Source organism: Streptacidiphilus sp. MAP12-20, assembly GCF_041262525.1.
In the GTDB taxonomy this organism is placed as follows: domain Bacteria; phylum Actinomycetota; class Actinomycetes; order Streptomycetales; family Streptomycetaceae; genus Streptacidiphilus.
Genome location: NZ_JBGCCK010000024.1, coordinates 41,550 through 54,698 on the forward strand (window position 1 = coordinate 41,550; position 13,149 = coordinate 54,698).

The 13,149-nt window shown below is 72.9% G+C and carries 10 protein-coding genes and 1 tRNA gene; 6 read left to right on the top strand and 5 right to left on the bottom strand.

Features of this window, described 5'->3' with window-relative positions; translation table 11 throughout:
- Positions 1-64 precede the first annotated feature (64 nt).
- Both ABIA32_RS27260 and ABIA32_RS27265 read left to right on the top strand, forming a co-directional pair.
- The gene (locus ABIA32_RS27260; protein ID WP_370100854.1) at positions 65-502 is read left to right on the top strand and encodes a MarR family winged helix-turn-helix transcriptional regulator; all 438 of its coding nucleotides are present in this window, start codon (positions 65-67) and stop codon (positions 500-502) included.
- Entirely contained in the window at positions 499-1,953 is a 1,455-nt protein-coding gene (locus ABIA32_RS27265; protein ID WP_370100857.1) for an MFS transporter, read from the top strand. The genes ABIA32_RS27260 and ABIA32_RS27265 overlap by 4 nt, the downstream gene beginning before the upstream one ends.
- A 12-nt stretch (positions 1,954-1,965) precedes the next feature.
- Here the strand turns inward: ABIA32_RS27265 and ABIA32_RS27270 are convergent, their stop codons facing one another.
- A complete protein-coding gene (locus ABIA32_RS27270) occupies positions 1,966-2,928 on the bottom strand; it encodes a hypothetical protein (RefSeq protein ID WP_370100859.1) in 963 nt (320 codons plus the stop codon).
- A 284-nt stretch (positions 2,929-3,212) separates the two neighbouring features.
- Positions 3,213-4,013 carry an SDR family oxidoreductase gene (locus tag ABIA32_RS27275; RefSeq protein ID WP_370100862.1) on the bottom strand — a complete coding sequence of 267 codons (801 nt, stop codon included), beginning with the start codon at positions 4,011-4,013 and terminating at the stop codon, positions 3,213-3,215.
- A 162-nt stretch (positions 4,014-4,175) separates the two neighbouring features.
- On the opposite strand from ABIA32_RS27275, the gene ABIA32_RS27280 reads away from it, so the two are divergent.
- Entirely contained in the window at positions 4,176-4,958 is a 783-nt protein-coding gene (locus ABIA32_RS27280; RefSeq protein ID WP_370100865.1) for a L,D-transpeptidase, read from the top strand.
- A gap of 112 nt (positions 4,959-5,070) precedes the next feature.
- Here the strand turns inward: ABIA32_RS27280 and ABIA32_RS27285 are convergent, their stop codons facing one another.
- Both ABIA32_RS27285 and ABIA32_RS27290 read right to left on the bottom strand, forming a co-directional pair.
- Entirely contained in the window at positions 5,071-6,267 is a 1,197-nt protein-coding gene (locus ABIA32_RS27285; protein WP_370100867.1) for a trans-acting enoyl reductase family protein, read from the bottom strand.
- A 210-nt stretch (positions 6,268-6,477) separates the two neighbouring features.
- A tRNA-Leu gene (locus tag ABIA32_RS27290) sits at positions 6,478-6,560 on the bottom strand.
- Between the two features lie 247 nt (positions 6,561-6,807).
- On the opposite strand from ABIA32_RS27290, the gene ABIA32_RS27295 reads away from it, so the two are divergent.
- Positions 6,808-7,338 carry an ATP-binding protein gene (locus ABIA32_RS27295; RefSeq protein WP_370100870.1) on the top strand — a complete coding sequence of 177 codons (531 nt, stop codon included), beginning with the start codon at positions 6,808-6,810 and terminating at the stop codon, positions 7,336-7,338.
- Between the two features lie 21 nt (positions 7,339-7,359).
- On the opposite strand, the gene ABIA32_RS27300 is transcribed toward ABIA32_RS27295, so the two are convergent.
- Positions 7,360-8,481 (bottom strand): MBL fold metallo-hydrolase, encoded by a 1,122-nt coding sequence (locus ABIA32_RS27300; RefSeq protein ID WP_370100872.1) that lies wholly within the window; start codon positions 8,479-8,481, stop codon positions 7,360-7,362.
- A 292-nt stretch (positions 8,482-8,773) separates the two neighbouring features.
- Between ABIA32_RS27300 and ABIA32_RS27305 the strand changes: the two genes are divergently transcribed.
- Positions 8,774-11,161 (top strand): pyruvate dehydrogenase, encoded by a 2,388-nt coding sequence (locus ABIA32_RS27305; protein WP_370100875.1) that lies wholly within the window; start codon positions 8,774-8,776, stop codon positions 11,159-11,161.
- Between the two features lie 322 nt (positions 11,162-11,483).
- Positions 11,484-13,121, top strand: coding sequence for an ABC-F family ATP-binding cassette domain-containing protein (locus ABIA32_RS27310; protein ID WP_370100877.1), 1,638 nt, complete (start codon positions 11,484-11,486; stop codon positions 13,119-13,121).
- Positions 13,122-13,149 lie beyond the last annotated feature (28 nt).

Sequence of the window (13,149 nt, forward strand, 5' to 3'; positions counted from 1 at the left end):
AACCCAACAGGCGAACTCGACAGGCAAACTTGCCATACCGGCTGCCCATTCCTATCGTTGCACTATGCCACCGACCGAGACCGCCGCCCTCGCCTCCGAACTGCACGCCGTGCTGGGGCTGCTCGTCCGACGCACCCGTGCCGCCTCGGGCGAGAGCGGGCTGACCGCCTCGCAGCGCTCGGTAGCAGGCCGCCTGCTCCGCGAGGGCCCGGCCACGACGGCGGATCTGGCCCGGGCGGAGTTCGTCCGCCCGCAGTCGATGCGGATCACCGTGGCCGCGCTGGAGGAGCGCGGGCTCCTCCTGCGCAGCCCTCACCCGACCGATGGCCGCCAGGTACTGGTGGAGCTCTCGGACGCGGGCCGCGCCACGATCACCGGCATCCTGCGCGCCAAGCAGGACTGGCTCACCGCAGCCCTCGACGGCACGCTCGACGCGGACCAGCGGGCGACGCTCGCCGCCGCTCTGCCCGTCCTGCGCGCGCTCGCGGGTGCGGCGGAGTGACCGCGGGCGGAATGAACGCCGGTGGAACGAGCACGGGCGGAACGAGCGCCGCCGGCCTCGCCCCCAGCCGGAACGAACAGGCCGACGGCCGCAAGCCCTTCGGTGCGGCGATGATGGCCCCGCTGCTGCTCGGCGTGGCGCTCAACCCGGTCAACTCGACGATGATCGCCACCGCACTGGTCGCGATAGGCGACGCCTTCGGCGTCGGCGCAGCGCAGACGGCGTGGCTGGTCGCGATCCTCTACCTCGCGAGCGCCGTGGGCCAGCCGACCATGGGGCGACTCGCGGACCTGATAGGTCCGCGCAAGGTGTTCCTGACCGGCCTCTCCATCGTGATCGCGGCCGGCGTGGTCGGCGCCCTGGCCCCCGCCTTCGGATGGCTGATCGCCTCGCGCGTGCTGCTCGGGATCGGCACCTCGGCGGCCTACCCTGCCGCGATGGCCATGCTGCGCGCCGAAACCCGGCGCACCGGCGTCGAGGCTCCGCGCACGGTCCTCGGCCGGCTCTCCCTCGCCTCGCTGGCGAGCGCCGCCGTCGGCCCGGTCCTGGGCGGCGCGCTCGCGGCGACGCTGGGGTGGCGGGCGGTCTTCGCGGTCAACATCCCGGTGGCCGCGGTGGCGCTGGTGCTCGCCCTGCGGTGGGTACCGGCTGACGACAGGTCACGGGGCCGCGCGTTCGCCTCGGCGGGCGGTGTCCGTTCGCGGCTCGATCCTCCCGGCCTGGTTCTCTTCGCGGCGACCATCGCGACGACCATGCTCTTCCTGATGAACCTGACCCACCCCCAGTGGCTGCTGCTCGGCCTCGCGCTGCTGCTGGGCGCGGCGCTGGTGCGCTGGGAGCTGCGTGCCGCGCACCCCTTCCTCGATCTCCGCCTGCTCGGCCGCCATCCCGGCCTCACCCGTAGTTTCGCGCGGAGCGGGCTGACCTATCTGGTCCTGTACTGCGTGCTCTACGGCTTCTCGCAGTGGCTGGAGCAGGCCCACGGCTTCAACTCCTTCCACGCGGGCCTGATCGCGCTGCCGATGTCGGGCACGGCCGCCGGCTTCGCGCTCCTCGGAGCGCGGACGAAGACGCTGCGCGCTCCGCTGATCGCGCTGACGCTGCTGCTCCTGACCGGGTCGGGGCTGCTGCTGGTGGTCGGGGACGGCTCGCCCGTCGCTCTGCTGATACTGGTCAGCGCGCTCTTCGGGGTGGGCCAGGGACTGGCGTCCAGCTGCAACCAGGCCGCCGTCTACGCGCAGGCCCCCGCCGACGGCATCGGCTCGGCGGCCGGGCTGCAGCGCACCTCGATCTATCTGGGCGCGATCCTCTCCTCCTCCGTCATCGCGCTGCTCTACGGCAGCCGCGCGACCGCGGCCGGACTGCACGGCGTCGCCGTCGTGATGGCGGTGCTCAGCGCCGTCCTCGTCCTGTTCACCACTGCGGACCGCGCGCTGCGCGCCCGCGCCTGACGCACCACCCGGCTACCGGCACGACCAGGGCGTCGTGGCCAGCGGCACCCATCCGATCGCCGCCGTCGCTTCGTTCCGTGCGCCGGTCCAGCGGTCCATCCACTCGTAGGGCCGCCCGGCGGCGGTGAAGACGGTGCGCGGCTGGCCGGTGCAGTAGGCGGGCGACCGGGGGCCGCGCGGCGTCCACGGCCCCATCATGGTCGGTGCGACGGCGTGGCCGGTCCGGACCTGCCGGGCGCCGCCTGCCGTGAGCAGGGCGGGGGGTCCGGAGCAGTATGCGCACCCCGGTAGCGAGTAGGTCATCTCCCAGCTCTTGTCCGGTCGCCGGTAGGCGCCCTCGCCCTCCCCGATGGGAATCATGGGGTCCGCTGCTGTCGCAGCACTGGGGCGGATGCCGAGGGCGGCCCCGCTCACCACTCTGGTGCCCATCCCGGTCCCGTCGGCCCACCAGTTGTTCAGCCGCTCCTCGGAGATGCCGCCCATGGAGCAGATGATGGCCGCGGACCGGCCCGAGGTGAGGATGGAGAAGTCCCCGTCGTAGCCACAGATGCGGAGCCTCGGTTTGCTCGTGCTGCCGTGGGGGGCACCGGCCTGGTAGCCGCACGGGCCGGCGGGCCCGTTGCAGCCCATGACGTAGTACGCATTGGCGTGATACGAGAAGGAGTCACGGGGGGCGTTGAACCACAGCATCCACACGCCGTCCGGTCGGTGGATCATGCGAGGGTTGAAGCAGCCCGCTCCCGTGCTGCCGCAGACCCAGTTCCAGGTGCGGCCCTTGTCCGGGCCCCAGTTGTCGAGGTCACTCGGACGGAACAGCGGACGGGGCGCGGACCATGGGCCACTGAGCGATGCGGCGGTGCGCGCGGCGAAGCCGCAGAACGGGGTGCCGGCCACGCCCCAGGTGAACCCGCAGGCGTACTGGGTGCCGTACATGTAGTACGTCGAGCCGTCCTGGACCACGGTCCCGTCGTGCATGTCCAGGCCGCGGAGGGTCACTGAGACCGGTGGCGGCGGGACCCTCGCGCCCGCCGGGGTCAGCGCGAGGCAGCAGAAGGCAAGAACCGCGAGCGCGTACGTCCTCGCGGCCCCGCGTCGATGCTCAGAACCATGGGCCGGCTGCGAGGAGGTGATGGCATTCACCTTTCCGAGGGGCGTCGGCGCGCGGGCATCCGGCGCTTCCACACTGTTCCCCAACGGAGAGGGCTCGGTCATCGACCGAACGGGTCGAACTGATCGGCCGTGCTTCGCCCGCGCGGGCCCTAACCTCGGCCGAGGTACGGCATACCGGTGGCCATGATGGTCATGAACGGCACGTTCACCTCCAGCGGCAGCGACGCGATGTGCACCACCGTCGAGGCGACGTGGGCGGCGTCCATCACCGGTTCGACGGCGATACGGCCGTCTGCCTGCAGGATTCCCTGCGTCATCCGCTCCGTCATCTCCGTGGCCGCGTTGCCGATGTCGAGCTGACCCACGGCGATCCGGTGCGCGCGGCCCTCCAGGCCGAGGGACTTGGTCAGGCCGGTCATCGCGTGCTTGGTCGCCGTGTAGGCGACGCTGTTGGGGCGTGGCACGTGGGCCGAGATCGAGCCGTTGTTGATGATGCGGCCGCCGGACGGCTGCTGGACGCGCATCAGCGCGAAGGCGGCCTGGGCGACGAGGAAGGCGCCGGTCAGATTGACGTCGACGATCGCGCGCCACTGCGCCGGGGCCAGCTCCGCCGCCGGGGCGGGCGTGCCGAACGCGCCGGCGTTGTTGAAGAGCAGGTCGAGGCGCCCGTAGCGGGCCGTCAGCTGCGCGAAGAGGTCCGCGACCGCCATCTCGTCGGTCACGTCGGCGGGCAGCACCCAGGGCTCGGCGATCTCCGCGGCCGTCTCCTTGAGCGCGTCCTCGCGGCGGCCGGTGAGGACGACCGTCCACCCCGCGCGTCCCAGCGCCCGCGCGGTGATCCGGCCGATGCCCGATCCCGCGCCCGTCACCAGCGCGATCCGGCTGGGCGACTGCTGACCCTCTGCTTGCGCTGCTTGCGCTGCTTGCCCTGCTTCCGATGCTTGCGACATGTGACTCCTCCCGTTGATCACAACGTACCGCGCGCCCGCCCGCAGGGACGCGATGGGCCTCGCGTGGCGGCGCGATACCGGAGGCCATAGGCTGTGCGAGCTTCGAACAGTGATGCCCCTTCAGTCGCCGCCTGCCACCCCATCACAGGAGCCACCGCCACCATGCCGCACGCGTCCCACGGCCGTCACGCCAAACCCCGCACCCCCCTCCTGCGCTCCGTCGCCGCAACCGCGGCGCTCGGGACCGCCGCCGCCGCGATCTCGGTTCTCGCCGCCGGCACCGCACAGGCCGCGAGCGGCGACCACGCCGCCGGCGCGGTCATGGCGGCGCAGTCGGCCACCCCGCACTTCCCGGTGCCCGTCCGGATCGGGAACGCGCATCAGATCCTCACCGTGCAGGCTCACGGCAGCTACGCCACTGTCACGGCCTGGCAGTTCGGCCCGACCGGATGGCACCGGGTCTTCTGGACGACCGCTGCCCGCGTCGGCGCGCACGGCATCACCAACGGCGCGACGCGCCACCAGAACACCTACACCACGCCGACCGGCACCTACTCGATCACCCAGGGCTTCGGCAACGGCGCGAACCCGGGCACGCGAATGCCGTACCACCCCGTGACCAGGCACGACTGGTGGGTCGAGGACCCGAGCTCGGCGTACTACAACCAGCTGCGGACGGACACCCAGGGCGGCTTCCACCTGACCGAGGCCGGGTACTACGGCAGCGAGCACCTGATCAACTACCCGACGCAGTACCACAACGCGCTGGTCATCAACTTCAACATGAACCCCGCCGTGCGCGGCCGCGGCGCGGGCATCTTCCTGCACGACCTCAGCGCCTCGGGCGGTCCGACGGCGGGCTGCGTGGCGGTTCCGGCCGGTGTGATGACCCGGATCATGCAGTGGATCAACCCCGCCGCGCACCCGGTCATCGCCATCGGCTGAGCCCGACACGCCCAGCGCGGCGAGCCGAGCGCGGCGAGCAGGGCGCGCTCGCCCGGCTCCTCCGCGCCCGCTCGGTGAACCCGCCGCCGTGCCGGGTCTGCGCGGTGACGACCTACCGCCCGGGCGCGCGCCGCGGGCGGGCGTCCAGGACGCGGAACGCGATCCCGGCGGCCTGGAGCCGGTCGATCAGCGCGGTGCCGCAGGCGGCGGCCGTGGTGAGCTGGCCGGCGGTCTTCGGGAGCTCGTCGAAGGCGAGGCAGAGGGCGGTCTCGGCAAGCATCTTCGAGGTCTCGCCGTAGCCGGGGTCGCCGCCGGAGACCTCCGTCCAGACCTGCCGTCCGCCGGACTCGCCGCTGAACCTGACGGTGAACCAGCTCCGGGCGCGCTGCGCCGCGTCCGGTCCGGAGCCGGAGGGACGCAGCGGCGCCAGCGCCCGGCGCAGCGGCGGCACCATGACGGCGACGGAGAGCGCCACGATCCCGCCGATCCCGGCGAGGGCGATGGGCAGGCGCTTGACAGCGGCGTAGTGGCCGTACCGGAAGTCGGGGCCGTACTCGGGCAGGGCGGCGGCCGAACGGAGCACGATCTGCGGGTCGATCGCGGGCATCGGGACCACCCACGCGTGCGCCTCCTTGGACCAGCGCGGGCCCACCATCCGGCCGCTCACCCGGCGTCCGGCCGGGCGGCCCTCCATCGCCCGGCGCGCCTTCGCCGCCTTCGCCATCTGGACCGGGCGGGAGAACGCCGCGAGCACGGAGGCGAAGGTGCCGCCGGAGAAGGTGGCCATGGCGCGCACGTACCCCTCGACCGCGACCGGCCCGTCGAGCGGACCCGCCTTGGCCAACTCCCCCACGGTGAACAGCACGCCGAGGTCGTGCGGGACGGAGTCAAAGCCGCAGGCGTGCAGCATCCGCGCCCCGCTCGCGACGGCGCGGGCGTGGTAGCGCGTGTACATCAGGTCGACGAACTCCGGCTCGCCGGTGAGGTCGACATAGTCCGTGCCGGCCTCCGCGCAGGCCGCGACCAGCGGCTCGCCGAAGGTGAGGTAGGGACCGACGGTGCTGATGACGACGCGGGTCGTACGGGCGATCCCGGCCAGCGCGTCGGCGTCCGCGCTGTCCGCGACGAGCACGGGCAGTTCGGGCAGGTCGAGCCGGGTGCGCAGCGCCTCCAGCTTCTCGCGGCTGCGCCCGGCGACCGCCCAGCGGCAGCCCTCCGGCGCGTGCCTGGCCAGGTACTCGGCGGTCAGGCCCCCGGTGAACCCGGTGGCGCCGAACAGGACGACGTCGTACGTGCGCTCGCGCTCCATGCGCAGCACCTTAGCGCTACGCGCGGGTAACCATCAGGGGATCAGGCCGCCTGGTCACGCCGACCTGCGGGACCGGAGCCCGAGTTGTGCCTCCGCGCCGTCCGGGATCGCCCGCGGACCGAAGCGAAGTACCAACCAGCCCGGAGGGACCCGGGCACAACGCAGTGTGGCCCCCGGCCGAAGCCGGGAGCCACACTGTAGAAACCTGCGTGCGCGAGGGGGGACTTGAACCCCCACGCCCCGAAGGGCACTAGCACCTCAAGCTAGCGCGTCTGCCATTCCGCCACCCGCGCAGGTTATCGGCGCGGTGACCCGCGCTGACGTGCTCAACAATACCAAGAAAACAGAGTGCTCCCGACCGCCCCTCGGCGCGATCGGAAGTGATCCATTCCAGTCCCGCTGGATGACCGAACGTATAAAAGCAGTCACTTTGTGCGCTCATGCCGCCTCTTGGGCATCACAAAGCTGTGATAGGACGACCTGTCTGCCCAGGAGCCTCTACTTCAGTACTCCAGCGACCCGAGGATGGCGGAACGAAAGATGCATGTCCGCGGAGACCAGCCCGGCGAACCCCCGCTCGGCACAGGAACGGGTCCGGGATCGGGATCGGGCGTGGCGGCCGGGACGCCGCCGCCCGGCGTCGAAGGGGTGTGGCGGTTCGCCGCGCCGGCCGTGGACGTGACCGTGTCGCACGCGCGGCACGCCGTGCGGGACCTATTGGTCGCGCAGGGGGTCACCGGGCCCGGCTACGAGGAGCTGCTGGACGGGATCCTGCTGATCGTCTCCGAGCTGGTGACCAACTCCGTCCGGCACGCTGCGCTGCTCTCCCCCGAGCTGGTCGTGGAGATCGTCATCGCCTCCGGCTGGGTGCGGCTCTCCGTCGAGGACAGCCACCCCTACCGGCCGAAGGCGCTCTCCGAGGACTTCAACCGGCTCGGCGGACGCGGGCTGCTGCTGGTGAAGGCGATCACCGCCGAGGCGGGCGGGGCCTGCGACGTCGACCGGACCTCCGGCGGGGGCAAGGTCGTCTGGGTGGAGCTTCCGCTGCCCCGCCCCCGCCAGGGCGGCTGACACCGGCACCGCCTGCATCACCTACACCACCGCGCGCCACCAGTGGTCGAGCTTCGGCGGGGCCTCGGCGAGCACCCGCTCGCCCGGACGCGGGACGGCCAGCCGCACGCCCGCCGCGTCCGCGGCCTCGCACAGCCGCTCCACCGGCTCGGACCAGTCGTGCAGCCCCAGCACGAAGGTGCACCAGTGAACCGGCACGAGCAGGCCGCCGCGCACGTCGAGGTGGGTGCGCAGACCCTCCTCCGGGGTCATGTGGATGTCCGGCCAGTGGTCGCTGTACGCGCCGATCTGGATCAGTGTCAGGTCGAACGGGCCGTACTCCTCGCCGGTGCGGGAGAAGCCGTCGAAGTAGCCGGAGTCGCCGCTGTAGAAGACCTTCTTCTCCCGCCCCAGGATCGCCCAGGAGCTCCACAGCGTGCCGTTGTTCGCGAAGCCGCGCCCGGAGAAGTGATACGCCGAGGTGCAGACCAGCCGCAGGCCGCCGACCTCCGCCGTCTCGTCCCAGTCCAGCTCGATGACGCGGGAGCGCGGCACGCCCCAGCGCTCCAGGTGCGCGCCGACGCCGAGCGGGACGACGAAGGGCGCGCTCTGGAGCCGGGCCAGTGCCTGGATGGTGTGCATGTCCAGGTGGTCGTAGTGGTCGTGCGAGATCAGCACCGCGTCGACCTCGGGCAGCTGCTCGAGGTCGACCGGCGGGTTGTGCAGGCGGCGCGGGCCGGCCGACTGGGAGGGCGAGCAGCGCTCGCTCCAGACCGGGTCCAGCAGCACTCGCTGACCCTCGATCTCGACGAGCGCGCTGGAGTGGCCGAACCAGGTCACCGCGATGTCCGCGCTGGCCGTCTCGGCGAGGTCCCGTACCAGCGGGACCGGGCGCGAGGGCTTGCGCTGCTGCTTGCCGAAAAACATCTCCCTGGCCACGCCGCGCGCGTCCGGACGCCCCATCTCGCCGGAGCGGTCGGGGCCCGGCGGGTTGTGGAAGACGCCGTCGCGGTAGCGGGGCGAGGCGTTGAGCCGGTCGCCTCGGCTGCCCTTCTTCGGGTCGCCCCCGAAGGCGGCGGGGATCTCACGTGCCGCCCAGGCCAGGGCCGCCGCGCCCGCCGCGCCCACCCCCGTGGCGATCTTCCCTGCCCGGTTCAGTCCCATGCCTGGCCCTCTTCTCGTTCGCGCTTCGTGTTCGCGCTTGGTGCACGCTTCATGCCGTCTTCCCATGGCCGCGCTGGGCCCCCGCTGTGCGAGCACCCGCACAGCGGCCAACGGTCGACCGGAAGCCGCTGTTCCCGCCCGCTCGGCCGACCGCGGCCGCGCAGCTGTGACCTGCACGGACATGGGGGCGAGCGGTGGACGAGCGGTCGACGAGCGGTGGACGAACCGGGACGCACCCCACGTGACCAGGGCCACGCGTGACAGGCTGAGGCGAGTCGGGCACTCTGCTTGCATGGATCACCACCCTCATCCTCTCGGCGGTGGCTCCCCGGCCCTGACGACGGCGACCCCGTCCACGGCACCGGACCTGGAGCTGCTCGACGAGATCCAGCAGCGCGTGCTCTGGCTCGCGACCCGGATCGTCGACTCCGCCAACCACGACCGCGCCACCGGCGACGGCGTCAAGGTCGGCGGCCACCAGGCGTCCAGCGCCAGCCTGGTCAGCGCGATGACCGCGCTCTACTTCGCGCATCTGGACGCGCCGGACCGGGTCAGCGTGAAGCCGCACGCCTCGCCCGTCTTCCACGCCATCCAGTACCTGCTCGGCAGCCTCGACCGTTCCTATCTCACCACTCTCCGCGCCCGCGGCGGCCTGCAGTCCTACCCGAGCCGCACCAAGGACCCGGACCCGGTCGACTTCTCCACCGGCTCAGTCGGCCTCGGCCCCGCCGCCCCGCTCTTCGCGGCCGCGACCCGCCGCTACGTCGACGCGCACTTCGGTGAGCGGCCCGCCTCGCGCTTCGTCGCGCTGATGGGCGACGCCGAGCTGGACGAGGGCAACGTGTGGGAGGCCATCGCCGACGACGCGACGCACGGCCTCGGCAAGGCGATGTGGATCGTCGACTTCAACCGCCAGTCACTTGACCGGGTGGTCCCCGGCGTGCGGATCGCGCAGTGGACGCAGCACTTCGCCGCCGCCGGCTGGCACGTGGTCGAGGTGAAGTACGGGCGCCGGCTGCGCGCCGCGTTCGCTCGCCCGGGCGGGGAGGCCTTGCGCGCCTGGATCGACGGGATGCCCAACGAGCACTACCAGTCGCTCTTCGGCCTGCCCGAGCGGGATCTGCGCAAGCAGTTCCTGGACGGCGCGCCGCAGGAGGTCGCGGACTTCTGCGACTCAGTGAACGACGCCGAGCTCGCCGCGCTGGTGACCGACCTGGGCGGGCACGACCTCGGCTCGCTGCTGGAGGCCTTCGCCGAGTGCGACGCGGTCGCCGACCGGCCGAGCGTGGTCTTCGCCTACACCGTCAAGGGCTGGGGCCTGCCGACGGCGGGCAACCCGCGCAACCACTCCGCGCTGCTGACCACCCCTCAGGTCGACGCGCTGCGCACCGCGCACGGGCTCACCGCCGAGACGGAGTGGGACCGCCTCGACCCGGCGACGGCAGCGGGCCGCCTCGTCGCGGAGCGGGCCCGGCTGCTGGCCCGTCCGGCCGCGCCGGCGTTCACGGCCCCGGCCGTCCCGGCGTCGAGCGGCGTGCGGACCGGCAAGCCGCTCTCCACCCAGGAGGCCTTCGGCCGGGTGCTGGCCGAGCTGTCGCGGCAGCCTGAGCTGGCGCCCCTGTTGGTGACCACCGCGCCGGACGTGGCGACCTCGACGAACCTGGCCGGCTTCATCAACCGCACCGGCGTCTTCGCGCCGCAGGAGCGCCGCGCCTGGAACAGCGACCCGGTGCTGCGCTGGGCCGAGGGCCCCACCGGGCAGCACATCGAGCTGGGCATCAGCGAGATGAACCTGTTCCTGCTGCTGGGTCAGCTGGGCCTGTCCTGGGACCTGTCCGGCCAACCGCTGGTGCCGGTCGGCACGGTCTACGACCCGTTCGTGCTGCGCGGCCTGGACGCGTTCATCTACGCGGTCTACTCGGGCTCGCGCTTCATCGTGGCCGGCACGCCGTCGGGCGTGACGCTGGCTCCTGAAGGCGGCGCGCACCAGTCGACGATCACGCCGTCGGTGGGCCTGGAGCTGCCGAACGTCGTGACGCTGGAGCCGGCCTTCGCGGGCGCGCTGGACTGGCTGCTGTGCGACGCGGTCGGGCAGGTCGCCCGGGGCGAGGGCGGGGCGCACTACTTCCGCCTCACCACGCGCCCGCTGGAGCAGTCGCCGTTCGACGCGGCGCGGGAGCGGCTGGGCGAGACGGTGCTGCGCCGTCAGGTCCTGGCGGGCGCCTACCGGCTGGTGGACGCCTCCGGCCTGGGCCCGGCCGCCCCGACGGTGCGGCTCGCCACGTCGGGCGCGGTGCTGCCGGAGGTGCTGGCCGCCGCGGCGGAGCTGGCGGACGAGGGCATCGCGGCACACGTCATCGACGTGACCTCGCAGGACCTCCTCTACGCGGAGTGGCAGCGCACCCTGCGCTCCGGCGTCCGCGCGGCCCGCACCCCGGACAGCCCGGGCGCGCTCCGCGCCGCGTTCGGCTCGGACCGCCGCGCCCCGCTGGTCACCGTCCACGACGCGGCCTCCCACTCGATGGCTTGGCTGGGCGGCGCGCTCGGGGTCCCGACGGTCCCGCTGGGCGTGGACTCCTTCGGCCAGTCGGGCACCGTGGGCGACCTCTACGAGCTGCACGACCTGACGTCCGGCTCGATCGTCAACGCGGCGCTTGCCGCGCTGAGCCTGGCGGAGTAGCCGCGCAGTCCGGAGGCGGGCCTCAGTCTGCGGCCCGCCTCCGGACCTGCAGCACCGGACAATGGCTCGCCTCCGGCGACGAGATCATCGCCTGGCTGCCGATCCGCGCCACCTCGGTAGCCACAGGTAGCCCGGCGGCCAAGTCGGCGACTGGGGCGTCCGACAGCGACGTGCCGTGCGACCGGGACGAGAGCGCGGCGACCTGCTGCTTACCGGGCCGACTCCACGTCCCCGAGGCCTGCGTCCGGTCGCCGCGCTCGGGACCGGCCCCGCTCTGCCCGGGGAAATCGGCTTGCGCGCGGCCGGTAGGATTTCTGACCTGATGACTGCCACTCTCGTCGCCAAAGATCTCGCCGCCGGACACGGTGAGCGCTCCCTCTTCACCGGCCTGGACCTGGTCGTCGCCCCCGGCGACGTGATCGGTCTTGTCGGCGTGAACGGGGCAGGGAAGTCCACGCTGCTGAAGCTGCTCGCTTCGGTGGGCACGCCCGAGCAGGGCGAGGTGCGGCTCAGCCCGCCCAGCGCCACTGTCGGGTATCTGCCGCAGGAGCCCGAGCGCCGGCCCGGCGAGACCGTGCAGGCGTTCCTCGCCCGGCGCACTGGCGTCGCCGCCGCGCAGGCTGCGCTCGACGCGGCGACGCAGGGGCTGGTCGACGGCGCGCCCGGCGCGGACGACGCGTACTCGGAGGCGCTGGACCGCTGGCTGGACCTCGGTGGCGCCGATCTGGAGGAGCGGGCCGAGGAGGTCGCCGCGAGCCTCGGGCTGACCGTCGGGCTGCAGCAGGAGATGGCCTCCCTCTCGGGCGGCCAGGCCGCCCGCGCCGGGCTGGCCTCGCTGCTGCTGAGCCGCTACGACGTCTTCCTGCTCGACGAGCCGACCAACGATCTCGATCTCGACGGCCTGGAGCGCCTGGAGGCCTTCGTCTCCGGCCTGCGCGCCGGCACAGTTGTCGTCAGCCACGACCGCGAGTTCCTCACCCGCACCGTCACCAGCGTGCTGGAGCTGGACCTGGCCCAGCAGCAGGTGAACCTCTTCGGCGGCGGCTACGCCTCCTACCTGGAGGAGCGTGAGCGCGCCCGGCGGCACGCCCGCGACGAGTACGAGGAGTACGCCGACACCGTCTCCGGCCTGGAGGCGCGGGCGCGGATGCAGCGCTCGTGGATGGAGAAGGGCGTCAAGAACGCCCGCCGCAAGCAGAGCGACAACGACAAGATCGGCAAGGCCTTCCGTAGCGAGTCCACCGAGAAGCAGGCCGCCAAGGCACGCCAGACGCAGCGCCTGATCGAGCGGCTCGACGTGGTCGACGAGCCGCGCAAGGAGTGGGACCTGCGGATGGAGATCGCCGCCGCGCCGCGCTCGGGCGCGGTCGTGGCGACGATGCGCGGGGCCGAGGTCGCGCGCGGCGACTTCCGCTTCGGGCCGGTGGACCTGCAGATCGACTGGGCGGACCGGGTGGCCGTCACCGGCGCGAACGGCTCCGGCAAGTCGACGCTGCTGGCGGCGCTGCTCGGTCGGCTGCCGCTGGACGCGGGCCACGCCGCGCTCGGTCCCGGCGTCGTGGTCGGCGAGGTCGACCAGGCCCGGGGTCTCTTCTACGGCGATGTGCCGCTGTTGGAGGCGTTCGGCGCGGCGGTACCCGAGCTGTCCCCCGCGGACGTGCGGACGCTGCTGGCCAAGTTCGGCCTGAAGGCGGCGCACGTGCTGCGCCCGGCCGCGACGCTCTCCCCCGGCGAGCGCACCCGCGCCGCGCTGGCGCTGCTCCAAGGCCGCGGCGTGAACCTGCTGGTGCTCGACGAGCCGACGAACCATCTGGACCTGGCCGCGATCGAGCAGTTGGAGTCCGCGCTGGACTCCTACACGGGCACGCTGCTGCTGGTGACCCACGACCGGCGGATGCTGGACGCGGTCGCCACGACCCGCCGCATCTCCGTCGCGGACGGGCGGATCAGCGAGAGCTGACCCGCCCGCCGGGACCCTCGGCGCGCCG